This is a genomic window from Hymenobacter sp. 5317J-9, from assembly GCF_022921075.1.
In the GTDB taxonomy this organism is placed as follows: domain Bacteria; phylum Bacteroidota; class Bacteroidia; order Cytophagales; family Hymenobacteraceae; genus Hymenobacter.
The window spans coordinates 4,673,023-4,697,031 of record NZ_CP095050.1 but is presented as its reverse complement, the minus strand read 5'-3'; the positions used below and the strand labels follow the sequence as shown (position 1 = coordinate 4,697,031).

The 24,009-nt window shown below is 63.4% G+C and carries 19 protein-coding genes; 9 read left to right on the top strand and 10 right to left on the bottom strand.

Translation table 11 applies throughout. The annotated features are described in order from the left end of the window. Window positions 1-71 precede the first annotated feature (71 nt). The 6 genes from MUN81_RS19680 to MUN81_RS19655 all read right to left on the bottom strand — a co-directional run bounded on the left by MUN81_RS19680 (window position 72) and on the right by MUN81_RS19655 (window position 8,027). Window positions 72-317: a CcmD family protein gene (locus MUN81_RS19680; protein ID WP_245113642.1), complete on the bottom strand. Its 246-nt coding sequence runs from the start codon at window positions 315-317 to the stop codon at window positions 72-74. Continuing rightward, window positions 307-1,062 (bottom strand): cytochrome c biogenesis protein CcsA, encoded by a 756-nt coding sequence (gene ccsA / locus MUN81_RS19675; RefSeq protein WP_245113641.1) that lies wholly within the window; start codon window positions 1,060-1,062, stop codon window positions 307-309. Before ccsA ends, MUN81_RS19680 begins: the two co-directional genes overlap by 11 nt. Before the next feature lie 14 nt (window positions 1,063-1,076). Next, entirely contained in the window at window positions 1,077-1,745 is a 669-nt protein-coding gene (locus tag MUN81_RS19670) for a heme exporter protein CcmB (RefSeq protein ID WP_245117423.1), read from the bottom strand. Between the two features lie 56 nt (window positions 1,746-1,801). After that, window positions 1,802-3,334, bottom strand: a complete 1,533-nt coding sequence (locus MUN81_RS19665; RefSeq protein WP_245113639.1) for a T9SS type A sorting domain-containing protein — start codon at window positions 3,332-3,334, stop codon at window positions 1,802-1,804. A gap of 139 nt (window positions 3,335-3,473) precedes the next feature. Beyond that, window positions 3,474-6,755, bottom strand: coding sequence for a hypothetical protein (locus MUN81_RS19660; protein WP_245113632.1), 3,282 nt, complete (start codon window positions 6,753-6,755; stop codon window positions 3,474-3,476). 195 nt (window positions 6,756-6,950) lie between these two features. Then, window positions 6,951-8,027: an FAD-binding oxidoreductase gene (locus tag MUN81_RS19655; protein ID WP_245113630.1), complete on the bottom strand. Its 1,077-nt coding sequence runs from the start codon at window positions 8,025-8,027 to the stop codon at window positions 6,951-6,953. Window positions 8,028-8,139: 112 nt separating this feature from the next. Between MUN81_RS19655 and MUN81_RS19650 the strand changes: the two genes are divergently transcribed. From MUN81_RS19650 to MUN81_RS19630, 5 genes are all read left to right on the top strand, one after another. Beyond that, entirely contained in the window at window positions 8,140-8,781 is a 642-nt protein-coding gene (locus MUN81_RS19650; protein ID WP_245113628.1) for an MBL fold metallo-hydrolase, read from the top strand. 66 nt (window positions 8,782-8,847) lie between these two features. Beyond that, window positions 8,848-9,567: a CDP-alcohol phosphatidyltransferase family protein gene (locus MUN81_RS19645; protein WP_245113626.1), complete on the top strand. Its 720-nt coding sequence runs from the start codon at window positions 8,848-8,850 to the stop codon at window positions 9,565-9,567. Between the two features lie 208 nt (window positions 9,568-9,775). Next, entirely contained in the window at window positions 9,776-13,744 is a 3,969-nt protein-coding gene (gene porU, locus MUN81_RS19640) for a type IX secretion system sortase PorU (RefSeq protein WP_245113624.1), read from the top strand. A 49-nt stretch (window positions 13,745-13,793) separates the two neighbouring features. After that, the gene (porV, locus tag MUN81_RS19635; protein ID WP_245113622.1) at window positions 13,794-15,017 is read left to right on the top strand and encodes a type IX secretion system outer membrane channel protein PorV; all 1,224 of its coding nucleotides are present in this window, start codon (window positions 13,794-13,796) and stop codon (window positions 15,015-15,017) included. 178 nt (window positions 15,018-15,195) lie between these two features. Then, the gene (locus MUN81_RS19630) at window positions 15,196-16,473 is read left to right on the top strand and encodes a pitrilysin family protein (RefSeq protein ID WP_245113620.1); all 1,278 of its coding nucleotides are present in this window, start codon (window positions 15,196-15,198) and stop codon (window positions 16,471-16,473) included. A gap of 140 nt (window positions 16,474-16,613) precedes the next feature. Here the strand turns inward: MUN81_RS19630 and MUN81_RS19625 are convergent, their stop codons facing one another. Both MUN81_RS19625 and MUN81_RS19620 read right to left on the bottom strand, forming a co-directional pair. Continuing rightward, window positions 16,614-17,993, bottom strand: coding sequence for an NAD(P)/FAD-dependent oxidoreductase (locus tag MUN81_RS19625; protein WP_245113618.1), 1,380 nt, complete (start codon window positions 17,991-17,993; stop codon window positions 16,614-16,616). 96 nt (window positions 17,994-18,089) lie between these two features. After that, complete coding sequence (locus MUN81_RS19620) at window positions 18,090-18,776, bottom strand: carboxypeptidase-like regulatory domain-containing protein (RefSeq protein ID WP_245113617.1); 687 nt, start codon at window positions 18,774-18,776, stop codon at window positions 18,090-18,092. A gap of 101 nt (window positions 18,777-18,877) precedes the next feature. Between MUN81_RS19620 and MUN81_RS19615 the strand changes: the two genes are divergently transcribed. From MUN81_RS19615 to MUN81_RS19600, 4 genes are all read left to right on the top strand, one after another. After that, the gene (locus tag MUN81_RS19615) at window positions 18,878-19,267 is read left to right on the top strand and encodes a metalloregulator ArsR/SmtB family transcription factor (RefSeq protein WP_245113615.1); all 390 of its coding nucleotides are present in this window, start codon (window positions 18,878-18,880) and stop codon (window positions 19,265-19,267) included. Window positions 19,268-19,421: 154 nt separating this feature from the next. After that, entirely contained in the window at window positions 19,422-19,742 is a 321-nt protein-coding gene (locus tag MUN81_RS19610) for a (2Fe-2S) ferredoxin domain-containing protein (RefSeq protein WP_245113614.1), read from the top strand. 93 nt (window positions 19,743-19,835) lie between these two features. Next, complete coding sequence (locus MUN81_RS19605) at window positions 19,836-21,086, top strand: BamA/TamA family outer membrane protein (RefSeq protein WP_245113612.1); 1,251 nt, start codon at window positions 19,836-19,838, stop codon at window positions 21,084-21,086. 380 nt (window positions 21,087-21,466) lie between these two features. Beyond that, a complete protein-coding gene (locus tag MUN81_RS19600) occupies window positions 21,467-22,702 on the top strand; it encodes a glycosyltransferase (RefSeq protein WP_245113602.1) in 1,236 nt (411 codons plus the stop codon). On the opposite strand, the gene MUN81_RS19595 is transcribed toward MUN81_RS19600, so the two are convergent. Beyond that, entirely contained in the window at window positions 22,640-23,236 is a 597-nt protein-coding gene (locus MUN81_RS19595) for an SAM-dependent methyltransferase (RefSeq protein ID WP_245113600.1), read from the bottom strand. The genes MUN81_RS19600 and MUN81_RS19595 overlap by 63 nt on opposite strands. Further along, a complete protein-coding gene (locus MUN81_RS19590) occupies window positions 23,233-23,988 on the bottom strand; it encodes a PIG-L family deacetylase (protein ID WP_245113599.1) in 756 nt (251 codons plus the stop codon). The genes MUN81_RS19595 and MUN81_RS19590 overlap by 4 nt, the downstream gene beginning before the upstream one ends. Between the last annotated feature and the right edge of the window lie 21 nt (window positions 23,989-24,009).

Genomic DNA, 24,009 nt, shown 5'->3' with positions numbered 1-24,009 from the left:
GGAAGAGAGTTGGTGCGACTTCGGGTAGCTCGTCGGGTTGGTAACAGTGCAAGCGGGCGGCTGGTGCCCGGCTATTTTTTTATTTCCTGCTCGAGGCGGCTCACCTTGCGGTCGAGCGAAATGAGGTAGAGCAGCAGGCCCGCCACAATGACGACCACCACGGCCACCACCACGTAGATTTTGCCGTTGGCGCGCAGGCTGTCGGCCATTTCGGGCTCGGCCACTGGCGTTTGGGCAAAAGCGTTGGCGGCGCTGAGCAGCCACGTCATCAGCAACAGGAACAGGGCCGCGGGGCGCGGCGAGAGCTTAATTTTCATCGTGTTTCAATTTCAGGAAAGCAAAACGGCTGCTGACCTGGGTGAGCCAGAAGGCAAACAAAATCCAGCCGATGACGGCGGGGTAAAACACCTGCCGCATGGTGTTGTCGAGGTCGTACTGGTTGAAGCCGGGGTTGCCGGTCTGGCCGGGGTGCAGCGAAGGGCCGCTCAGGCGCGGCAGCACAAACAGCAGCGGAATGGCCGCCGCAAACGCGAAAATGTTGTAGATGGCCGACACACGGGCCCGCTGTTGCTCGTCGCGGAACGAGCCGCGCAGCACCAGGTAAGCGCCGTAGATGAGCATGGCCACGGCCGCGCCGTTCAGGCGCGGGTCGGGCGTCCACCACGCACCCCAGGTGAAGCGCGCCCACAGGCTGCCCGTGGCCAGGCCCAGCAGGCCCAGCACGATGCCGGTTTTGGCCGACTCGTGGGCCAGTACATCGAGCCGTTCGCTCGGATTGCGCAGGTAGCGGATGGAATACCACACCGACACCAGCAGCACCATAATCATGGAAAACCACATGGGCACGTGGAAAAACAGGTTCCGGATGCTCTCGTTCACGATGGGCAGCCGCGGCACCGCAATCAGAATGCCTACTGCCGAAGCGCCCAGCAGGAGCAGCACGGTAATGGATTTCCACACCACGCCCGACGTGCGTTGCTCGATGAGGAACTGGCCACCCCACACGCCGGCCACCGTCATCACGATGCCGGACAAACTGCCAACTATTGCCGCTGTACTCATAATAAATCAGTGAATTAGCCGCGCCACAAAAAAGGAAACAGCAGGTAGGACGTCGCGCCCACTATCATATTCAATGCCACCAGCGTCAGCACCGAGCTTTGGCTCACGCTCCAGTCTAACCCGTCCAAGGCGTTTTTGCTCACTTTGATGAGCAGCAGCAGCATGGGCACCATGATGGGGAAACCGAGCACGGCCATGAGCGTGGCGCCGTTGCCGCCGGCCTTGGCCGCAATGCCCGACACCAGCGTGAGCGTGGTGGCAAAGCCCACGGCGCCCAGCAGCAGGTTGGCCACAAACAGGCCGGGGCTCTGAATGGGATTGCCGAGAAAAACCGTGTACAAAAACAGTCCCAGCAGCGCCACCGCCGTCAGCAGCAGGGCGTTGTAGAGCATCTTGGCCAGAATGACGGCCTGGGGCCGCACCAGCGTGTAGTAGTAGAGCCGCTGCCCGGCGCTTTCCTGCATAAAGCCCTTGGCCACCGCATTGATGGCCGCAAACAGCAGAATGACCCACAGCAGCGCGTTCCAGGCCGGTGGCGGGGGCGTGCCGCCGCGCAGGCTGAAGCTCAGGAAGCACACAAACACCGTGCTGCCCACGTAGAGCAGCAGCCCGCCCAGCGCCGCGCGCTGCCGCCATTCGAGGCGGAAGTCTTTGGCTAACAGGGTAGTGATTTCGCGGAGCAGGGGCACGGCCGGAGGGATGAATTCGGGCCGCAAAGATACGCCAGCCCCGACCCGAATTATTCCCCCACCGGCACTTTTGCCGTGGCGGTTTGGCCTTGCTGGGTCACTTCCAGTACGTAGAGGCCCGGCGCGAGGCCGGCCACGGGCACGGCCAAAAGGCCGTTGGCGGGCGTTTGGGTGGCAGTGTAGGCCACGCGGCCCAGCGCGTCGCGCAGCCGCAGGGTGGCGGGCGCGCTGGCGGGCAGGCTCACGGTCAGCACGTCGCGCACGGGGCTGGGGTAAAGGCTCACCGCCAAGGGGGGGGCGGCAGAGCGGGTGCCCAGCACTACGGTTTGCCGGATGGGCTGAAAATTAAGCAAACCCAGCGCCGGTTGGTCTACCTGGTGCACCACGTGGCTCTCCACCACGGTCAGCGAGTTGGTGCCCCAGTCGTTGTTCTGGGCCAGCATGTTATCGGGCATGTTCAGGTAGAAGTCGTACACCTGGCCGCCATTGCCGTTGTTGTAGAGCAGGTTGCGGCCCACGTTCAGGCTGTCGGTGCTGCTGGCATCGCCGAAGCTCATGCTGGGGCCGGGATTGGTGCTCGTGCTGGAAGTCCGCAGCACGGTTACGCCCCAGAGGTTGCCGCGCAGCACGTTGCGGCTGGCCACGCCGGTGAGGGTGGCGTTGCCCACCAGGTTGATACCGCTGCCGCCGGTCTGCGCGTTGGGGTTGATGTTGTTGTTTTCGATGACGTTGCGGACGATGACGGCCTGAATGCCTGGGCCCTGCAGCGCAATGCCGTAGCGGTTGTTGGCGATGCGGTTTTGACGAATGCGCACCTGCGTGGTGCCGGCCGTGCCCAGCAGATTGGATACCGCCACGCCCCCGGCCATGTTGTAAGGCCCGCCGATAACCAGGCAGCGCTCAATGATAATGGGCGTGGCACCGCCAATGCCCAGGTTGATTTGCGGCGTATTGGCGTTTTCGGTGTCGTTGTGCCGGAACAGGCAGTTCTGAATCACCGGCGACGTGTTGCGGTTGGAAGGGCTTTGAACGCCGGCGCGGGCATTCTCATAAATGCGGCAATTGAGAATGCGCGGTGCTCCGCCCGAGGGGCTGATGGCGCCGCTATTGGTGCTGGTGGTGCCAATGCGCGCCACTTGGTAGCGCACCACGCAGCTGTCGAGCAGCAGGTCATTATCGAGAATGCGGATGCCGCCGCCGTACTCCACAATGGTTTTGCGCAGCCGCGAACCCTGGCTGGTGGCCGAAAACGTGAGGCCACTGAACGGGGCCGTACTGGCCTGAGCCGTGATTTTCACCGAGTCGCGCGGGTTCACCAGCAGCACACCGTCCACGGTGACCAGGGCCGCCGCCGCCACCCGCAGCGTGGCGTTGGTGCCGATGGTGAGCGTGTCGGTGGGACTCAGGCGCAGGTTGCCGTTCACGGCGTACACGCCGGGGCTGGTCAGCACCACGTTGGAGCCGGTGGCGGCGGCCAGTTGGGCCAGGGTCCAGCGCACGCCGGTGCCGGGCGTCTGGTATTGCGCGCTGGCGCTGGATGCCGAAAGGGCCAGCACCAGGCCGGGAAGTAGCAGGTTTCTCATAGCGGAAAGGAGTGTGGGTGGAGATATGCAAATAACGGAATTTAAGCCGGGCGCAGCCACGAATGCAAAAAAGGCTTCTGGCAATCAAGCCAGGAGCCTTTTTTGAAACTGTCAGCGGTTAGCCGCTACGCAAAGCCCGTTAAAAATCGTAGCCCAGCGTAAAGTAGAATTTCGGGCCTTTGGTCACGTAGTCTTCCTGGCCCCAGGCCACGTCCATCTTGCCGTAGAAGCCCAGCAACGTGGTGCGGGCGCCCACGCCGTAGCCCACCAGGAAGGGGTTGCGGAAGTTGATAACCGTGGCCGAGAAGTAGTTGCCCGAGGGCACCACCTTCACGGTGTTGGCCGAGTTGTCGAGGCCGAAGGGGTTGGTGCCGGAGTAGGCCGTGCCCGCGTCGGCAAAGCCGGTGAGCTGCAGGTTGCGGAAAAAGCCCGAGTAGATGGGCCGCCGCGCGAAGTACTGCACAATGGGAATGCGCAGCTCGCTGTTGAACAGCACGTAGCGCGGGCCACTGCGGGCGCTGTAGTTGAAGCCGCGCAGGTTGGTCACGAATTCCTGGTTCATCACCTGGTCGGCGGCCGAGTAGGTGGGCAGGAAGCGGCTCTGGGCGTATTCGGCGTTAATCAGCCAGTCGTCCATGCCGCCGATGCGAAACACCTGGGCGCGAGGGCCGAAGAACTGTCCGTAGCTGGCCCGGTTGGCCCAGATAATGGAGCGGCTGATTTTCTGGTAGTGCCGCAGGTCAACCACGAACTTGCCAAAGCTCAGGCTCTTGTCGTTGATATTGGTCAGGTTCAGCACCCCGGCTTTCAGGCGCGTGCCCACCACCATGTTCACGCCGGTGTTGATGCTGTTGTCGAACACTATTTCGCCGTTGTAGCCCACGTAGTTGGTGCTCACGTCGTTTTCGGTCGAGGCATCGCCCAGCTGGGTGCTGGAAATGTTTACGAAGCGGGGGCCGCCGCGCACGCTCAGGTTGTGGGTGAGGGGGTAGGCAATGTTGGGCGCCACCTCGTGCCGGCCGTAGCGGAAGCGGCCCGAGCTCAGGTCGAAGAAATAAGCCTGTTTCTGATAGGCCACGCTCCAGTCGTAGCGGTGCGTGAGGTTGGTGTACTGCGCCCGGATGTTGCTGGTGCGCAAGTCAAACAAGCCAAACAGGCTGGCGTCGATGCGCTGGTTTTCCAGCACGTCGGTGAGCGCTGCTTTAAACTGCAGTCCCAGCCCCAGCAGCGGGTCCATGTACAGGGCCGTCGACACGTTGTCGGCCATGAAGCGCGTGTCGTAGCGGAACGGGCCGCTGAGCGGGGTAGTGGCTTGTGCCTGGGTAGCGGCCGCCGCGGCCGTAGATGCCGCCGTGGGCGTGAGGCGCCGCCGGCGGGTCTGCGAGGGCTGGGCGGCCGGCTCATCTTCTTCAAACTGGTAGTCGCTCGTGTTCACGGTGCTGCCGGCGGCTTTGCGGGCGGCAGCGCCGGGCGTGGCAGCCGTGGAGTCGGCCGCACCGGTAACAGCGCTGGTTACAGGGGCCGGGGCGGGCGCGGGTGCCGGCTTGGGGGCGGCCGCGGCCCGCGGGGGCGCCGACCGGTCTTCCAGCGTCTGCTGGCGGGCCGTTTTGGTGAGCGGAAACGAATTCGTGAGCGGGTACTCGGGGTAGAGGTAGAGGATGTCGCGCGACTGGGCCGGCGCCACAAACACCAGCGCCGACGACTGCGGGCTGTAGTCAAAATCCTGCGTGTTGGGCAGCCAGTTGGTCAGAATGGTGCGCTGCTTGGTTTTGAGCGAGTAGCGGTACAGGGCCCGCACGCCGCTCTCTTCGCCCAGGTACATAATTTCCTCGTCGGAAATGGCGCGGGGGCGCGTCTCGTTTGAGATGGTGCTCACCAGCGTTTCCACCGGAATGGGGCGGCCGTCGAGGTGGTATTCAAACAGGTCGTAGTTGTTCACCACGTTCTGGAACGTGGCCGGCCGGGCGCGGCCCGCCGAGTCGAGGTAGCGGTTGGAGCTGAACACCACGCCCTCGCCGCCGGGCAAAAACACCGGCTGCACGTCGTCAAACAAGTCGTCGGTGAGCTGCTCGGCTTTGCGGCTGCCAGCTCGCAGCAGGTAGATGTCGTTCTGCCCGTTGCGCACGGCGCTAAACACCAGTGCCTTGCCATCGGGCGAGTAGCTCATGCTCAGAATCTGGTCATACGCCTCGAACAGCGAAGCCGGCCGTGAGAAACGAATGGCCTCGCGCACGCGGCGCACCAGCCCGCGGCCGTCGGCGTCGCGCAGGCGCAGGGTCATTTCGCCGCGGGTCATCTCGGCCACGGCCACCTGCGAGTTGCCGCGCCAGGCCAGCACGGGCAGGCGGGTTTCAACCTGCTGGTCCGGAGTCTTGTAGCCGCCGCGGCTCAGGATGCGGCGGTGCTTGCCGTCGCGGTCCACCACCACCACGCGGTAGCGGCCGCCCTCGTTCTGGGCATAAGCTACCTGCCGGCCGTTGGGGCTCACGATGGGTTGCGAAAACACATCGGCGTGGCGGTTGCGGCCGCCCTGGCGGAACTTCTTGTCCGGCTCCACCAGCGTGGCCACGGGCTGGCCGTTCAGGTCGCGGTAATACGTGAGCCAATCTTTCAGAAACACCTTGAACGGCACGTTCAGCGAAGAACTGATGCCCACCTCAATGTCGCGCGTGATGCGCGTCAGGTTCAGAATGTTCTGGATGGTGGTGTAGCCGTAGCGCTCGGCCACGTAGTTCCAGATGCTTTGGCCGGCCAGCGTGGAGTTGCGCAGGAAAAACGGCGCCGTGCGGTTGCCGGTGGGGTACTGCTTGGTCATGTCGCGCATGTAGCCGTCCATGTCCACGCTCCAGCCCTCGGCCGCGTAGGCCGATGCCCCGCCGATAAACCAGTCGGGCAACTGCAGCAGGTAGCTGCTCTGCAGCACTTCCTTTAAGGAGCCGCCGTACATCATGTCGTTGAGCAGCACCTGCGTAATCTGGGTGCTGAGCTCGCGCTTGAACTCGGTTTCCTGGCCGCCGAAGGCAATCTGCACCTTGCTCATGCGGGCCAGCGGGGTTTCGCCGCCGTTCACCTGCTGCAGCGTGGCCGTGAGGCCGATGTTGCTCTGCCGCAGGTCGCCCACCGAGTTGTAAAACAGCAGCGTAGTTTTCGAGTAAGGATAATAGCCGATGAGCGAGGTGATGCGCTGCAGCTCCTTTTCGGCGTACTCGGCGGCCCGCCGGGCACTGGCCTGGCCGCCTTCGTAGTACATCACGTTAAAATTCTGGGTGCTCAGCTGCTGCCAGTTGAACTGCTTGTATTGCACGCGCACCCGCCCAAAGGGCTCCTGCGCCGTTTGGGCCCGGGCGCCGGTGGGGCTGAGCAACGGCAGCAACAGCGCCAGGGCTCCGAGCGCGCGCTTCGCGAATAGGGGAATGGTCATAACAGAGGCAACGAGCAAAAGCGGGTTTTCGTCCGCGGTAACGCTAAAAAGTACGCTGGGGCCGGGAAAGGTTCCGCCCGGCCCAGGGCCCGTCCGGGTAGATTGAAGTAAAGGCATTTAGCGCAAAAATGTTCCATCTCTGCGCCGTGGATTTTTGGCCCGCCGGCCCCGCGTCGGGCCCGGGCCCAATAGTAGTCAAATTACGCCAACCGGCCGCAGCGTGTTGTAGCGGTGCAGGCTCGCATCAGGCCATATTTCGGCGTGGCCTTCCAGGCTGTCGGCCAGCAGCACCGCCAAGCGCGGGGCCAGCATCACGCCCTTGGAACCATAGCCGCCGCAAAAGCTTAACGCCGGCACAGTGGGGTGGGGGCCCAGCAGCGGCCGCCGGTCGCGCACGGCGGGCCGCACGCCTGCCCGCTGGCCCAGCACCGCAAACGGCAGGTCGGTGATGACACTCAGGCGGGCGGCCAGCTCTTCGCGCGCCACGGCCGTGGGCCCGTCGGCAAACGGCGGCCAGCGGTAGGTGGCGCCCACCCGGAAGCGGCCCTCGCCCAAGGGCACCACGTAGGCCCCGCGATTGAGCACCTGGGCCGAGCCCAGGCCGGCACATTCCACATCCAGCACGTCGCCCTGGTTGGGCGTGAGCGGCAGCCAGCCAAAATAGGGGTTGCGCACGGCCGCCGCGCCCTCGCAGCAGATGACGTGGCGGGCCCGCACCCGGCCGGCGTAGGTGGCGCCGTCTTCGCCGGGGGCCAGTTGGCTCCAATCAAAGGCTTCGGGTTGCAGCCAGCCGTCGCGGGTGCCCTCGGCGGCCAGGGCGGCCAGCAGCTCGCGCACGGCCACGTGCCCGCCGCCTTGCAGCCAGGCCCCGCCAAAGGGCGCATGCACGCCCGGCAGGTGCGGGTCGGAGGTGGTGAGGCCGGCCACGAAGCCGCCCCAGGGCTGGTCGGCGCTGCGGGCCAGCACGGCGTTCTGCTCTTCGAGGGAGTTGAAGAGCTTGAAAATCGGCGTTTCGTGGAAAAAAGTCTGCCCGTAGCGCTGCTCCAGTTCGCGGTAGAACGTGGCGGCAAAAGGCAGCAGTTCGGCCGCGCGCCAGGAAAGGGCAAAGCGCTTGCCGGCCACCGGGTTCATGAGGCCGGCCGCCACGTTGGAGGCGGAGTTAGCCTGGCCGGGGTCGTATACGAGCACGCGGTGTCCGCGCTGGCGTAGCACGTACGTCAGCGTGGCCCCCGCAATGCCGTGGCCGACCACCAGAAAATCACAGTCCGTCATGGCCGGCAAGGTAAGGATGCTTGCCGTAATAGCGGACGAAAGGGGCGGATGTTCAATCCGCTATTAAAGGAAGCGCCGTACCTTTCCGCCTTGCTCAGATACCTTGTTTTGTATGACGGTCGCCGGTTTCACGTTCAACGCATTCTCCGAAAATACCTACCTGCTGATTGACGAGGCCACGCGCCAAGTCGCCATCGTGGACCCCGGCTGCTACGCGCCCGCCGAGCAGCGCGCCCTGCAGGGGTATATCGAAACCAACAACTTGCAGGTAGCGCTGCTGCTGAACACCCACGCCCACATCGACCACGTGCTCGGCAACCAGTTTGTGCTCAGCACCTGGCCGGGCACGCCCTTCCTGCTGCACCGCCTCGACGTGCCCACGCTGCGGGCCGTGCCCACCTACGCCGCCAACTACGGCTTCCCGCAGTACCAGCCGGCCGAACCCACCGGCGAGCTGGTGGCGGGCCAGCCCGTGCGCTTCGGCCAGACCGAGCTGGAGGTGCGCTTTGCCCCGGGCCACGCGCCGGGCCACGTGGTGTTCTACCACGCGCCCACGGCCACGGTCATTGGCGGCGACGTGCTGTTTCAGCGCAGCATCGGGCGCACCGACCTGCCCGGCGGCAACCACGCCGAACTGCTGCACAGCATCGAAACCGAGCTCATGACCCTGCCCGACGATACCGTGGTGTACCCCGGCCACGGCCCGGCCACCACCATCGGCGAAGAGCGTCGCGCCAACCCATTTTTGCAGTAAACAGCGCCATTTTGTGCCCCATTACTGTTCGCTGCTAACTGTTCACTACTAACTGTTTACTGCCCGTTGAAAAGACATCTGCCCAACGCCGTTACCTGCCTCAACCTGCTGTGCGGCTGCCTGGCGCTCACCAATATTTTTGCCGGACGGCTGGAAACGGGGGCCTGGTTTGTGGCCGCCGCTGCTGCGGCCGACTTTGCCGACGGCCTGCTGGCCCGGGCCCTGCGCGTGTCGTCGGCCATTGGCAAGGACCTGGATTCGCTGGCCGACATGGTGTCGTTTGGCGTGGTGCCGGGGGCCATTTTGTTTACTTTATTGAGCCAGGTGGCTCAGCGGCAGTTTACGGACTACGTGCCGCCCACAGGCTTTTGGGCGTGGCTGCCGTTTATGGGCTTTATGGTCAGCATTTTCTCAGCCCTGCGCCTAGCTAAGTTCAACAACGACACGCGGCAGACGACGTCATTCATTGGGCTGCCCACGCCGGCGTGCACGCTGGTGGTGGCTTCGCTGCCCCTCATTCTGGCCCACGACCAGTTTGGACTGCGCGACTTGGTGCTGAACCCGCTGGTGCTGCTGGGACTCACGGTGCTGCTTTCGGGGCTGCTGGTGGCCGAGCTGCCGCTGTTTGCCCTCAAGTTTAAGAACCTGCGCTGGGCCGACAACCGGCGCCGCTTCCTGTTTCTGTTGCTGGCGGCAGGATTATTGCTAGCGCTGCGGGCGGCGGCCGTGCCGCTGGTGGTATTGCTCTACGTGCTGCTTTCGGTGCCCAAAACGGCCGCGCGCTAGCAAGGCCGTCAGCAAATCGGAATATTGCCGGCCTGCCCCCGCAATAATTAGAGTAATTGATTGTTATGATGGCATTGCCGGGTGAACCTGGGGCCCGGCAGTGCTGTTGCGGAGCCACCAGGCGGTGAGCCACCTACCGCACAGCAGGTGTTAAAAAAACATAGCGTGTATGCGTCCTTTTTTCCTCTTTGTTGCGTTTGTCGGGTGTATGTGGGAGGCGGCTCTGCCGGCGCGGGCCCAATCGGGCGGCCAGGTCATCGACCACGGCAGCATTAAATGGGGCGGCTACGCGGAGGTGCCCGGTACTGGCGCCCGCAAGCGCAAGGTGCCCACTTTCAGCGAAGCCCAGCCCGCGCCGAATGAGCAGGTAGGCTGGTACAGCATGCGCCTGAGCGGGGGCGCCGTGAGCCAGGGTGAGCTACTCAACCTGGTGTACGAGCCTTTCTCCGACGCCGACGCCCGGCTGTTCGACGCCAGCAAGCTGCCCGCTGGGCCCGACCCGCAGCTGCGCACCGGCACCGAGATGAAGCGCCCGGTGACGTTCCTGAGCCTGCGCCCTGCCCGCCGCAACCCCCAGACCGGCCAGCCCGAGCGGCTGGTGTCCTTTGACTACCGCTACGCACCGGGCAGCGCCGTGGCTGCCCGCGGCACGGCCTCGCCGGCCCACGTGTATGCCAGCCAGTCGGTGCTGCGCAGCGGCGACTGGTACAAGCTGGGCGTGGCCGAAAGCGGCGTGTATAAGCTCGACAAAGCCGCTTTGGCCGATTTGGGCATTTCGGGCAACATCAACCCTAACAACCTGCATTTGTACGGCAATGCCATGGGCATTCTGCCGCAGCCCAGTGCCACGCCGCGTCCAGACGACCTGGCGGAAAACAACATCCGCTTCGTGGGCAATGCTGACGCGACGCTCGACGCCAACGAATACTTCCTGTTCTACTCGCCCGGCCCGCACACCTGGGCTGCCGACGGGGGCGTGTTCCGGCACCGCAACAACATCTACACCGACACGGCCTACTACTTCGTGACCGTGGACAACCGGCCCGGCTTGCGCGTGCCCATCGCTCCGGCCCCTACGGCCGGCACCACGCCCAGCGTCATCACGTCGTTTATGTACCGGGCTTTCTACGAGCACGACCTGGTGAACCTGCTGCACTCGGGGCGCAACTGGGTGGGCGAGGGCTTCCGCACGGGCGGCGTGCAGAAGTTCACGTTCAGCACCGTTCCCATTCCCGACTTGTTGCCCAATTCGCCGGTGCAGGTCACGTCAGCATTGCTGGCCAGTGGCTCGGCGCCCAGCAATTTTCAGCTCACGCTCAATGGCAACAGCCTGGGCAACCAGCCCCTGGACCCGCTGGTGCCGCAGGCATTTTTTCCCATTGCCACCACCGCTACCGCCACCCGGCAGTTGTACCTGGCCAATCCCGGCACGGCGCTCGACGTGGAACTCACGTTTTCGAGCGTCGACCCCAGCGCCACCGGCTACCTCGACTATCTCGAAGTCAATGCCCTGCGTCAGATTAAGCTGCCGGCCGACAACCTGCTGGAGTTTCGTTCGCTCAGCAACATCGGGGCGGGCCGCCTGAACCAGTACGCGCTGGACAACGGCGCGGGCGCTACGGTGTGGGACGTGACCAACCCCCGGCGCCCCGTTTTGCGCGCGCTCGACGGCAACAACCGGTTCGTAGCCCCTTCCGACACCTTGCGCGAGTTTGTGGCTTTCCGCGAAAATGGCGCTTTCGATAAAAAAGTGCGAAAGTTCGGCCGCGTCAGCAATCAAAACCTGCATGCCCTGAACAGCAACCCGGCGGCCCTGGTCGACTTGGTGATTGTGACGCACCCGGCCTTTATGGGCCCGGCCACGCGCCTGGCCAACCACCGCGCCAGCCACGACCAACTGCGCACCGCCGTGGTGACCACCACGCAGATATACAACGAGTACGGCTCGGGCGGGCAGGACGTGACGGCCATTCGCGACTTTGCGAAACAGCTGTATGACCGGTCGCCGGCTGGCAAGCAAATCCAGTTGCTGCTGTTCGGCGACGCCTCGTACGACTACAAATCGGACCCGTACAACGACCCCAACTTTGAGCCGGGCTGGTGGAAAAACCGCGTGCCCTTCCGCGCCAGTGCCGATTTCGACGCCTTTAACCAGAACTACGTGCCCACGTACCAGTCGCGCGAGTCGCTGGCGCCCTACTTCGGCGGGGTCAGCTACGCGTCGGACGATTATTTTGCCCTGCTCGATGACAACGAGGGCGAATGGGCCGAATCGGCCAGCGCCGAGCTGCTCGATATTGGCGTGGGGCGCTTGCCGGTGCGCATGCCGTCCGGCAAGTCAAGCATCATCACCCAGGCCGAGAAAATGGTGGATAAAATCATCAGCTACGATGCGGTGCCCGCCTACGGCAAGTGGCGCAACCGCATCACGCTGGTGTCGGACGACGGCGAGGGCAACCTGTTCATCAACAACACCCAAGGCTCCGACAACATCGCCGACATTGTGCAAACTTCGGCCCCGGTCTACAACGTGCACAAGGTATACCTCGACCTGTACCCGCAGCAGGCCGTGGCGGCTGGCCAACGTTCCACGGCGGCCAACCTCGCCATCGACCAGTCGATGGAGCAGGGCTCGCTCATTGTGAACTACCTGGGCCACGGCGGCCCCAAAGGCTGGGCCGACGAGCAGATTCTGACCAACGCCTCGGTGATGGGCCTGCGCAATGCCAACAATCTGACCTTTTTTACCACGGGTACCTGCGATTTTAGTGCTTTCGACAACCCGGATTTGACCTCAGCCGGCGAGCAGGCCCTCACCGACAATGCCGCGGGCGGCGCCATTGGCCTGTTCACCACCACCCGCGTGGTGGACGCCGGGCAGAACGCCGGTCTGAACGATGCCTACTTCCGCCGCGTGCTGAAGCCTCTGAACGGCAAAATGCCCAACATTGGTACCGTGGTGATGATGAGCAAAAATGACTTCCACGGCCCCGGCCTGGTGGCCGACCTCAACAACCGCAACTACACGCTGTTGGCCGACCCCAGCATGACCCTGGCCTATCCCCGGCAAACGGTGATACTCGACAGCGTGAACGAACGAGTGGCCGGCCGCTGGCAGCCTGCGCCGGTGCTGCAGGCCCTGGCCCGGGTGCGGGTGCACGGCCGCGTGCTCAACGGCGGCGCCCCGAACACAGGCTTCACCGGCCGCGCCCAAGTGACCATTTTCGACAAGCCGACCACGGTGAAAACCCTGGGCGACGAAGCAGCAACCAACCCCGCCGATGCCCCGCGCGACGTGGTGCTGCAGGAAAGCATTGTATATGCTGGCCAAGCCAACGTGGTGAACGGCGAGTTCAACCTGACGTTTGTGGTGCCCAAAGACATCAACTACAACCTGGGCCTTGGCAAAATCAGCCTGTACGCTTCCGACCCCACCAACCGCGTGGACGCGAACGGCTACCAGCTGAAGCAGGTGGGCGGTGCCGCCCTCAATGCCCCGAAAGACACCATTCCGCCAGACATTACGCTGTTTATGGACAACGAGCGGTTCGTGTTTGGGGGCCTGACGGCGCCCAACACCACGCTGCTGGCCCAGCTCAAGGACTCGAGCGGCATCAACACCACCGGCGCGGGCATCGGGCACGACATCACGGCCATCATCGACCACGACCCCAACAAGCTGCTGGTGCTCAACGAAAGCTTCGTGTCGAGCGTGGGCAACTTCCGCGAGGGGCGCGTCACCAACCTGTTCAAGGACTTGGCCAACGGGCCGCACTCGCTCACGCTCAAGGCCTGGGACACGTACAACAACTCGGCCGAGAAGGACATTGAGTTTGTGGTGGCCACCGATGAGAAGCTGGCCATCGACCACGTGCTGAACTACCCCAATCCGTTTGCCACCCGCACTACGTTCCTGTTCGACCACAACCTGGCCGGCGGCGAACCCGACGACCTCGACGTGCAGGTGCAAATCTTCACCGTTTCGGGCCGCTTGGTGCGCACGCTCACGGCCACCGTGCCCAGCACCGAGCCGCACAACAAGAGCATCAGCTGGAACGGCCGCGACGAATACGACGACCAGCTGGCCCGCGGCGTATACGTGTACCGCCTCAGCGTGCGCTCGCAGCGCAAAGGCACCGTGGCGTCGAAATACGAAAAACTCGTCATCCTCAATTAATCCGCTTTTCTTTGCTCCCGGGCCGCTGATGGCCTTCTCACCCACCTCTATGCAATCATTCGCTTTCCGTTCGCGCCTGGCGCTGGCAGTCGGTTTGCTGGCTTCGGCCGGCTCGGCGCAGGCCCAGCACACCATCACCACGGCCGTGCCCATTCTCACCCTCAGCCCCGACGCGCGCGCCTCGGGCATGGGCGAAGCCGGCGTGGCTACCTCGCCCGACGCCAACTCCAGCTACTTCAATCCCGGCAAGCTGGGCTTTGTGCCTTACAAGTACGCTGCGTCGGCGTCGTACTCGCCCTGGCTGCGCAACATCACCGACGACATGAGCCTGTCGTACCTGTCGGGCTACGGCAAGGTGGGGCAGCGCTCGGCCTTTGGCGCTTCGCTGATGTATTTTGACCTCGGCACCATCGACTACCGCACCGGCAACAACCTGCCCAACGGCTCTTTCAACCCCAAAGAGTATGCAGTGTCGGTGTCGTACGGCCTGCAGCTGACCGATAATTTCGGCGTGGGCATCTCGGCCCGCTACATCCACTCCAACTTGATTGGGGCCGTGAACAACAACAGCTCCGACCCCGGCAACTCGGCGGCCGTAGACCTGGGGGCGTATTACTCTAAGGATTTGACCATTGGCACGGGGCTGTATAATCTGGCTTTTGGCGGTGCGATTTCGAACATCGGCAACAAGATGACCTACAACGACCCCACCAATCCCAGCTTCCTCCCCACCACGCTGAAGCTCGGCACGGCCATCACGCGCGAGATTGACCAGTACAACAAAATCACGATTACGGTAGACGCCAGCAAGCTGCTGGTGCCCTCGCCGTACTACGAAGACCTGATTACCCCTACAAATTCGGCGCAGCTGCAGCGCATCAAAGACCGCAACGACGAACGCAACAGACAAGGCATTGTGGGCGCTATGTTCTCCTCGTTCAGCGACGCGCCGGGCGGCTTCAAGGAAGAGCTGCGCGAAATCAACATCGCCAGCGGCCTCGAATACAATTATAACGACCTGCTCTACGCTCGCGGCGGCTATTTCTACGAAGCGCCCGACAAAGGCGACCGCCAGTACGCCAGCCTGGGTCTGGGCGTGCGCTACCAGGTGTTCGGCATCGACGGCACGTACCTGATTCCGACGGGCAGCAACTCGCAGAATAACCCCCTGGCCCAAACCATTCGGGTGTCTTTGCACTTCAACCTGAACAAGCTGTCGGACGCGTTTGACGAAAACGGCGCCGGCGGCACCAGCGGCACGCCCGGCAACTAGATTGCCGAATGGCTTAACCCGATGTGGTTGAGCGCATAAGAAACGTCATGCTGAGCGCAGCCGAAGCATCTCTACCGCAGTTGTAAATCAAATTACACTCGTGGTAGAGATGCTTCGGCTGCGCTCAGCATGACGTTCTTTTTCTGTTTACTTTTTCTCGAATTCAATCGATTCCCGAATGCTCGACCGTACCGTCGCCCCTCCCGTTCAGCCGCTGGCCCGCGTAACGCTGCCCGCGGCCGACGTACTTACTCTGCCCAGCGGCGCCCGCCTGCACGTGCTGGCCAACGACGCCCAGCCCGTGGTGCGCCTGCAGGCCGTGTTCCGGGCCGGCAAAACCGTGGAGCCGCGCCCGGGCCTGGCCACTCTCACGGCGCGCATGCTGCTTGAGGGCACCACCACCCGCACCGCCCGCCAGATTGCCGATGAAGTGGCTTTCTACGGCGCTTCGCTGGAATGCGACGCCGGCTTCGACCGCTCCACGCTCACGCTCTACTGCCTCACCCGCCACCTGCCTGCTTTGCTGCCGCTGGTGCTCGACGTGCTGCAGAACCCGGCTTTCCCGGCCAGCGAGCTAGACCAGCTCAAAACCCGCACCATCCAGAACGTGCGCGTCGAGCGCCAGAAAACCAGCTTCCTGGCCTCTGAGCGCTTCAATGAGCTGCTTTTTGGCGCCGATACCGCCTACGGCCGTCCTTTTGACGCCGACGAGTATCAGGCGCTCACGGCCGAGCAAGCCCGTGCCTTCCACCAAACGGCGTACGCGCTGGCCAACGCCGAACTGTTCTTGTGCGGCGACGTGGCCGCCGAGCGCGAAATAGTGGCTGCTGCCTTTGGCGCCGGAGCGGTGGGCCAGGCCCTGGCGCCAGCCGTAGCCGCCGTTGAAACCTTTGCCCCCACCGCCACCGACCGCGTGCCCGTAGCGGGCAGTCTGCAGGCGTCCATCCGCATGGGGCGCCTGTGGCCCAGCCCCACCCACCCCGACACCCACCGCCTGAAGCTACTGGCCAATGTGCTGGGCGGCTATTTCGGCTCACGCCTGATGCGCAACATTCGGGAAGACAAGGGCCTCACCTACGGCGTCTACGCCAGCGTGGCCCCGCGCGAGTCGGGCACCTCGCTGGTTATCGGTACCGATGTGAAAGGCGAAAGCGCCGACTTTGCGGTGAGCGAAATCGAGATGGAGCTGCGGCGCCTGCAGGAGGAGCTGATTCCGGCCGAGGAGCTGGAAACGGTGAAAAACTACCTGCTCGGTAAGTTCGCCAACGAGCTGTCGACGGTTTTTGAGCAGTGCGACAAATACAAAACCCTGGTGTTCTTGGGGCTGCCGGCCGATTACTATACGGAATTCGTGCAGCAAACCGAGGCCACCGATGCCGAAACCCTGCGCAAGCTGGCGCAGGAATACCTGGCGCCGGAAGCCATGCAAACGGTGATTGCCGGGCCGGTAAACTAGGGGCGAAATGCGAAGAAAGAACGGTCATGCTGAGCGCAGCCGAAGCATCTCTTACCGAGTAAGTAAATAATAACTCTTCGCGGTAGAGATGCTTCGGCTGCGCTCAGCATGACCGTTCTTTTTCTTAATGGCAGCTCAACTCACCCAGCTACCGGCGTCTGAATAGCGGGTGGCGTGGGGTTGTACTCGACCGTGGCGGTGCGGTGCTCGGCGCTTTTCTTGCCCTTGTCGTCCTTCACGTCGCGGCGGCTGAAGGGGCGAATGATGAGGCGTAGCGCCTGGTCGGAGCTGAAGTAGCTAAAGGCCCAGTCCACAAAGGCCACCACCTTGTTGCGGAAGCCCACCAGCGTCATCAGGTGCACAAACAGCCACGTAAACCAGCCGAAGAAGCCGTTGAAGTGAATGTTTTTGGGCAGGTCGACCACGGCTTTGTTGCGGCTCACAATGGCCATGGCGCCCTTGTTGTTGTACACGAAATCTTTGGGTGTTTCGCCGCGCAGCAGGCGCTGCAGGTTGTTGGCCAGGTGGTCGGCTTGCTGCTGGGCCACGGGGGCCAGCATGGGCAGGCCGCGGGGCATGTCGTCGGTCACCATGTTGGCCACGTCACCAATGGCGAAGACGTTGGCCAGGCCCGGCACCTGGTTCCAGCGGTTCACCGTGATGCGCTTGTTGCGGGCCACCACCTCGGCGGGCAGGCCCGGCACCTCGGCGCCGTTCACGCCGGCCGCCCACACCAGGTTTTCGGTCGGGATGTATTCGGTATCAGAATAGTAGGCCCGGCAGTTTTCGAAATTCTTGATGGACGTGTTCAGCATGATTTTCACGCCCAACTCGTCCAGGTAACGCTTGGCATCGGCCTGCGAAGCCGGCGACATGGGCCCGAGCAAGGCCGGCCCGGCCTCCACCAGAAAAATCTGCATGGCGCGCAGGTCCAGCTCCGGGTAGTCCTTGGGCAGCACATGCTTGCGCATCTCGGCCAAGGAGCCGCTGATTTCGACGCCCGTGGGCCCGCCGCCCACCACCACAATGTTGAGCAGGGCCTGCTTTTCTTCGGGGTTTTCGGTGAGCAGGGCTTTCTCGAAATTCTGGAAGATGAAGCTGCGCAGGTTCAGCGCGTTCGGGATGCTCTTGATTTGCATGGCGTTGCGCTCAATGCTTTCCAGCCCGAAGAAGTTGGTGAGCGAGCCTGTGGCCAGCACCAGGTAATCGTAGCGAATGTCGCCCACGCTGGTCACCACCGTGTTGGTGGTGGGCTCCACGCGGTGCACGTCGGCCATGCGGTAGAAGAAGTTTTTCTGACCCGCGAAAATCTTCCGGATGGGGTAGGCAATGCTGTCGGCTTCGAGGGCGCCGGTGGCCACCTGGTACAGCAGCGGTTGGAAGTTGTGGTAGTTGTTGCGGTCAATCACCACCACCTGCACCGGCGCCTTGCGCAGGGCCTTGGCCAGGCGCAGGCCGCCAAAACCGCAGCCGATGATGACTACGCGCGGATTGCCCGAAACGGGAAGATTCGTATCCATAAACTTGAAATAAAGCGAAGTAGAAACCTGTGCTTTACCCCAAATGTTGGCCGGAAGTTGCTCGAACGCGCCCGCGGGCGCCCTACCGACGAGGTATTAGTCGTCGTTGTATTTCTTCTTGAACTCGCCGCTTTTCACCTGCTGCACCAGCTTCAGCCAGCTGAAGGGGTTGAGCAGCGGGTTGTTGGCGTAGGTGCTGGGCCCGAAGCCGGCGCGCACGTCTTGGTTGTACTGCTGGTTCTGCATGGTCTGCCGGAAGTTGGCCACCGCGCCCATGGGCTGGGTCCGGAAAATGCGGTCCATGAGCTCCTGGTTGAGGTTGTCGGCGGCGGCGCTGCCTTTCTCGGTGGGCAGGCGCAAGGCCAGGAAGGCCTTCTTGAAGTCGCGCTCGGTGGTGTAGGGAAACACGCGCACTTCGGGCAGTACGGTGGCGTCCTCCGTCAGCTGCACCACCACGGAGTAGCTCTGGCGCTGGTAGTCGCGCGGAATCACGACGGTGTAGTTGGCGTAGCCCAGCGAGCGGATGATGATGCTGTCGCCGGCCAGCACGGCCAGCGAGAAGTAGCCGTAGGCGTTTGAGGAGGTGCCGCGGCCGGCTTTGGGCACGTAGATGGTGGCCCCGGGCACGCCCAGCAGGCTGTCGCCGGTGGCCACGATGCCGGTAAACTGAATGATTTTGCGCTTGCCCTGGGCGTGGGCCGAGGGCGCCGCCAGCAGCAGCCCGCCCACCAGCACGAGGGCGAAAAACAAAGAGAAGCGGCGAAAGCGCAAGAAGTCAGGCATGTTCAACAGTCAAGTAGACAAATATACGGCGCCCGGGGCGGGGCCATCGGTAACTTTGGGCGGAAGAACCAAGGGCGCCCGCCCCTTCACACAGACAGCAGATGCGCTTGAAACATTTCACGGTTGCTTTTGGGCAGCAACTTTTTAAATCGTTGGGCGACGAAAGCCGCGTGCGCATCCTGCACCTGCTGTGGCGCAACAAGGAAATGGTGGTGGCCGATTTGGAGCAGGTGCTGGATTTCACCCAGACCAAAACCAGCCGGCAATTATCGTACTTGAAAAATGCAGGTTTGGTGAATGTGCGCCGGCTCGACAACTGGATGTATTATTTCCTCAAGGAAGAGGCGGTAGAACTGCTGCAGGAGTTGCTCGGCTTCATGGAAAAAGACCCCCAGTTGGTGCGCGACCAGCAGATTTACCAAACCCTGTGGTCGAACCGCGAGCTGGCTGCGTACAAGTTGCAGAACCGGCATTGGCACGGGCTGGCGTAGGGTTGAATTGTGAGTACATTCTACGTTAAGAACGTCATGCTGAGCGCAGCCGAAGCATCTCGCGTGGGGTAGTAATCAGTTTACTATTGCACGCGAGATGCTTCGGCGGCGCTCAGCATGACGTCCTGTTAACTCTTCTCCGCTTCCCTTCCCCATGAGCGAAAACCGCCGCCTGTTTGTGTGCACCAACCAAAAGTCCGGGGTGGGGGAGGACGTGGCCAAAGCCCTGAAAAAAGAGCTCAAACACCAGAACCTCAAGAAACAGGTGGTTGACGGCCAGAAGGTGCGCACCCAGGTGCAAACCTGCGACTGCCTCGACCTGTGCAAAGGCTGCAAAAAAGGGCCCGGGGCGGCCCTCATTGTGTACCCCGAAGGCACGGTGTATGGCAACGTGCGGCCCGCCGACGCCGCCGAGCTTGTGGCCGAGCACCTCGGCCGTGGCAAGGTACTAAAGCGCTTGCGCTGGGACGAATAATTTGGCGGGTGGGGCGCTGGCGAAGCACCAATGTCCAACCGTAGCGCGGTGTAATCCGTTGATAGGGCAATTCATCCATTACCCGCCGCTCCCATGCGCTTTTCTCTCGCAGCCCTGCTTCTGTCCGGGCTGGCTTTTACCGCCGCTGCCCAGCCGGCTGCCCCCCTCGATTCCGTTTACACTTCGCCCGGCAACGGCCTGGCCCCGCTGGCCACCAGGGCAGCCTTGGGAACAAAATCCTTTGGCCAGTTAGGCAAAAGCGGGCGCTTGAGCTTGCTGCCCATCCCGGTGCTGTTTTACCAGGCCGAAACGGGCCTGGGCTATGGCCTCGGCGCGTTGCTCAGCGGCCGTTTTTCGGAGGATACCCTCACGCGGCCTTCCAACGCCCGCCTGCAGTACTGGACCACCACCGAGGGCCAGTCGCTGATTCAGCTGGTGCACTCGGTGTACACGCCCGGCGAGAAATTTTACCTGAACGGTGAAATCAGTGCCTACGATATCCTGCTCTACTACTACGGCAAGGGGCCCGCTTCGGCAAGCATCGATGAGTCAGAAACGGCCTATAAGCTGTTCATTATCAACCAGCGCTTGCAGAAGCAGATTGCGCCCAAGCTGTTTTTTGGCGCGCAATACCGCTTCACCAACATTGGCAAAGTGGAATCGCCGGGCACGAACACCGACAACAACCGCCCCAGCGCGTTCTACACCGACCCGCGCGTGACCGAGCGCGAGCGCCAGGCCACCCGCATCTCGGGCCTCGGCCCGGTGATTTCCTACGACACGCGCGACGTGCCGTTGGCCGCTTTTAAAGGCAACCTGCTCGATTTTGGCGTCACTTTCAACGGCACCGGGCTGGGGTCCGACTACCGCTTTGTGCGCTACCAGCTCGATGCTCGCCACTTTCAGCCCCTCGGTTCCAACCGCACCATTCTAGCGGCGCAGTTCCTTGGGCAGTTCCACACCGGCGACGTGCCGTTTCGCGAGCTGGCCGGCCTGGGCGCCAACCTCGGCGGCACCCTCTACAACAACGCCAACCTGATGCGCGGCATCTACGAGCAGCGCTTCCGCGACCGGCAGATGATTATGTTTCAGGCCGAAATCCGCCACAAGCTGTTCCCCAACGGCGGCAGCGTGCTGAGCCGGTTCGACGGGGCCGTGTTCGGCGGCGTGGGCAACGTGAACAACTACATCGACAAATTTGCCCTAAACGACACCAAAGTGGCCGGCGGGGCGGGCATTCGCTTCAACTTTATCCGCCGCGACCGGGTGAACCTGCGCCTCGACTACGCTGGTGGCACGGGCAGCAAGCCCGGCATCCTCTTCGCCATTGGCGAGGCGTTTTAAGCCTGCGCCAGCAGCTGAAAACCATATTGCGACAAGCTCCCCCGGCAACTGGGGAGCTTGTCGTTTTTCATCCCCTGCTGGTGCGCCCGGCAAGCAGGCCAATTCGCGGTTCAGCCGCGCCGGTTACTGCCAACAGGGAGCTGCCGCCAAAAGTGTACAATTTTTAGACATTTGGGCTCGGTGGACGGGAAAAGTAAATTGGCTGGTTTTCAAACCCAAGGCCAGTCTGCATGGTTCAGGATACGCGTTTGGCCCCGCAAGCAGCACCCAAGCTGAACACTACCATTTTGTATTTACTGACGTAGTAGTGGTCAATGGACCACGCTACTCCTTCCCGTTTCCTTGCCTCCGGCGAGGCCACTGCTACCGCCCCTGCCCCTTTGGCAAACTGGCTTTTGCCCGCGCCGCGCCGTGGCCGTAGCGCCCGTTTGCTTTGCCAGCAGCTGCCGGCGCCGGCGCCGGAGCTTCGCGCTTGCATCATCATCCCGGCCAAAGACGAAGTAGCCAACCTGCCCGCTACACTGGCCGCGTTGGCCAGCCAGGTTGATTTGCAGGGCCGTGCCTTCCCCCAGGGCAGCTTCGAGGTCATTGTGCTGGCCAACAACTGTACCGATAAAACGGCGGCCGTGGTGCGGCAGCAGGCCACGCGACTGCCGCACCTCACCTTGCATGTGGCCGAGCTATGCCTGCCGGCGGCTAAAGCCCACGTGGGCCGCGCCCGCCGCCTGCTAATGGACGAGGCCTGCAATCGATTGGAGCACGTGCGCCGCCCGCTTGGCATCATTGCCAGCACCGACGCCGACACCTGCGTAGCTCCCACCTGGCTGGCGGCCATTCAGGCCGAAATCCTGGCCGGGGCCGACGCCGTGGGCGGCCGCATTCTCACCAAAATGAGCGGGCCGGCGTTGCAGCCGCTCCGCCGCATTCAGGCCGCCGACGCCGCCTACCGGCAGTTGTGCGCCCGCCTCGAACATCAAATCGACCCCATCCCCGCCGACCCCTGGCCGCGCCACCACCAGCATTTTGGCGCCAGCCTGGCCCTCACCGCCCGCGCCTACCGCCAGGTGGGCGGACTGCCCGAAGTACGGTTTCTGGAAGACGAAGCCCTGTGCCAAGCCCTGCGCCGGCACGATTTGCGGCTGCGCCACAGCCCGGCCGTGCAGGTGCTCACCTCCGCGCGGCGGCAGGGCCGGGTCGAGGTGGGGTTGTCGTGGCAGTTGCGCGAGTGGCTGCACATGGCCCGGCAGCAACGCGAGCCGCGCGTCGACAACCCCGTGCAGCTGGCCCGGTGCTGGCAGCTTCGTCGCCAATTGCGCGCCTACTGGCAGGGCCAGCTAGGGGCCGATGCCGACGCGCTGCTCACCCGCCTGAATCTGCCCGAAGGCGCCCTGCAGCAGCAGGTGCGGCGGGCTGCCACTTTTGGGGCGCTCTGGGAATGGGTAGCTGCGCACAGCCCCGCGCTGGTGCTGGCCCCGGTGCCGCTGTCGGAAGCACTGCGTGCGTTGCCGCGGCTGATTCGGGAGGGCACTATAGTTCCAATGAACCGCAGCAGCTCAGCGTTTTTCCAGCAGGTCGAGCCGGTAGGTTTCGTGCCGCTGTCCGCTCAGGTGGCGTAGCGGACCAGACTCGGCGGTTTGGGCCAGAAAGAATTCGTGCACGTCGTCGCCCGTCAGCGGGTAGTCGTGCACAGGAGGCGTCCAGTGCACTAGCAGTAAGTGGCCGCCGGGCTGCAAGCCGGCAAGGAGCAAATCGGCCGAACGCGCCAAATCCGCAGCCGACCAATAGTAGCCTACCTCCGATACAAGAATCAGGTCGAAGGTTTGGGTGGGAAATTCTGCGGGCACGTTTAGCTGGCGAATCTCCACTTGTGGCAAGCTGGCGCACCGAGCACGGGCCTGCGCCAGGGCGGCTTCGCTCACGTCTACCGCCAGCAAGTGGCCGCAACGGGCCGCCAGCTGGGCCGTGAGCACGCCCAATGAGCAGCCTATCTCAAAAGCTTCGGCGTAATGCGGGCGGGGCAGGGCGGCCAGTGTGGCGGCGTATTTCTCCCGCTCGTAGGGGCTAGTTTCAAAATTCCACGGGTCGCGGTTGGCCTGGTACACGTGGTCGAAGTAAGCCGGCGGTAAGGTGTTGGGTTGGTTCTGGTTCATGGGGCTACGGCTTCAAAATAGACTTCCACCGGCACCGCGAAGTGTGCCAGCATGGCTTCAGACAGCAAAAAGCCCTCGGCATCATCGGTAAAAATGCCCGGTGCCACCTGCGAGCGGTGCGCCGCGATGGCGCGCTGTTTTTGCCGCAGTCCGGTCTCGATGTTCACACGAAAGCCCTGCACGCCATCCTCGGCCGTGGGCAGGTCTTCGGGCGCGGCGCGTTCCCAGGCCCACACCAGGTATTCGAGGCGGCGGGGCGGCCGGGGCATTTCGGCCAACGCGGCCTGCACCAGCCGGCTGGTGGCGCGGTGGTCGGGATGGGGGTCGCGGCGCCAGGGCACCAGCACGGTGGAGGCCGCGTGCGATTCTAAGAATGCCCGCAGCTGCGCCACAGCTTCAGCAAACCCAGGTTCGGCCACTGCGCCGGGCACGCGGCCATCGGGCAAACCCAGCAGCAGCGGCTCGTCATCGTCCAGCCCCAGCAGGGTGAGGGCATGTCGAAACTCGGCCTCGCGCACGGCCCGCCGGGCGGTGGCCGAAAACAGCATGGAGTTGGGATGCGACATGCTGCCGTCGCTCACCAGCACGGCGGCTACGGGCACGTTGGCCTGCCGCAGCAGCGCCAGCAGCCCGCCGCAGCCCAGGGCTTCGTCGTCGGGGTGGGGGGCCACCACCACGGTGGGGCCCATCGTGGCCGCGAAGCCGGAAGGCCGCATCGGATACGTGTCGAAGGGAAGAATAGCGTCAGCCAAGGGAAACTGCGGTTCAGGCAC

Excerpts from the sequence above, each read along its gene's own strand:
- MUN81_RS19650 (WP_245113628.1), top strand. The coding sequence starts at position 8,140 with ATGACGGTCGCCGGTTTCACGTTCAACGCATTCTCCGAAAATACCTAC.
- MUN81_RS19665 (WP_245113639.1), bottom strand. The coding sequence starts at position 3,334 with ATGAGAAACCTGCTACTTCCCGGCCTGGTGCTGGCCCTTTCGGCATCC.
- ccsA (WP_245113641.1), bottom strand. The coding sequence starts at position 1,062 with ATGAGTACAGCGGCAATAGTTGGCAGTTTGTCCGGCATCGTGATGACG.
- MUN81_RS19615 (WP_245113615.1), top strand. The coding sequence starts at position 18,878 with ATGCGCTTGAAACATTTCACGGTTGCTTTTGGGCAGCAACTTTTTAAA.
- MUN81_RS19680 (WP_245113642.1), bottom strand. The coding sequence starts at position 317 with ATGAAAATTAAGCTCTCGCCGCGCCCCGCGGCCCTGTTCCTGTTGCTG.
- MUN81_RS19630 (WP_245113620.1), top strand. The coding sequence starts at position 15,196 with ATGCTCGACCGTACCGTCGCCCCTCCCGTTCAGCCGCTGGCCCGCGTA.
- MUN81_RS19625 (WP_245113618.1), bottom strand. The coding sequence starts at position 17,993 with ATGGATACGAATCTTCCCGTTTCGGGCAATCCGCGCGTAGTCATCATC.
- MUN81_RS19595 (WP_245113600.1), bottom strand. The coding sequence starts at position 23,236 with ATGAACCAGAACCAACCCAACACCTTACCGCCGGCTTACTTCGACCAC.
- MUN81_RS19605 (WP_245113612.1), top strand. The coding sequence starts at position 19,836 with ATGCGCTTTTCTCTCGCAGCCCTGCTTCTGTCCGGGCTGGCTTTTACC.
- porU (WP_245113624.1), top strand. The coding sequence starts at position 9,776 with ATGTGGGAGGCGGCTCTGCCGGCGCGGGCCCAATCGGGCGGCCAGGTC.
- MUN81_RS19610 (WP_245113614.1), top strand. The coding sequence starts at position 19,422 with ATGAGCGAAAACCGCCGCCTGTTTGTGTGCACCAACCAAAAGTCCGGG.
- MUN81_RS19620 (WP_245113617.1), bottom strand. The coding sequence starts at position 18,776 with ATGCCTGACTTCTTGCGCTTTCGCCGCTTCTCTTTGTTTTTCGCCCTC.
- porV (WP_245113622.1), top strand. The coding sequence starts at position 13,794 with ATGCAATCATTCGCTTTCCGTTCGCGCCTGGCGCTGGCAGTCGGTTTG.
- MUN81_RS19655 (WP_245113630.1), bottom strand. The coding sequence starts at position 8,027 with ATGACGGACTGTGATTTTCTGGTGGTCGGCCACGGCATTGCGGGGGCC.
- MUN81_RS19660 (WP_245113632.1), bottom strand. The coding sequence starts at position 6,755 with ATGACCATTCCCCTATTCGCGAAGCGCGCGCTCGGAGCCCTGGCGCTG.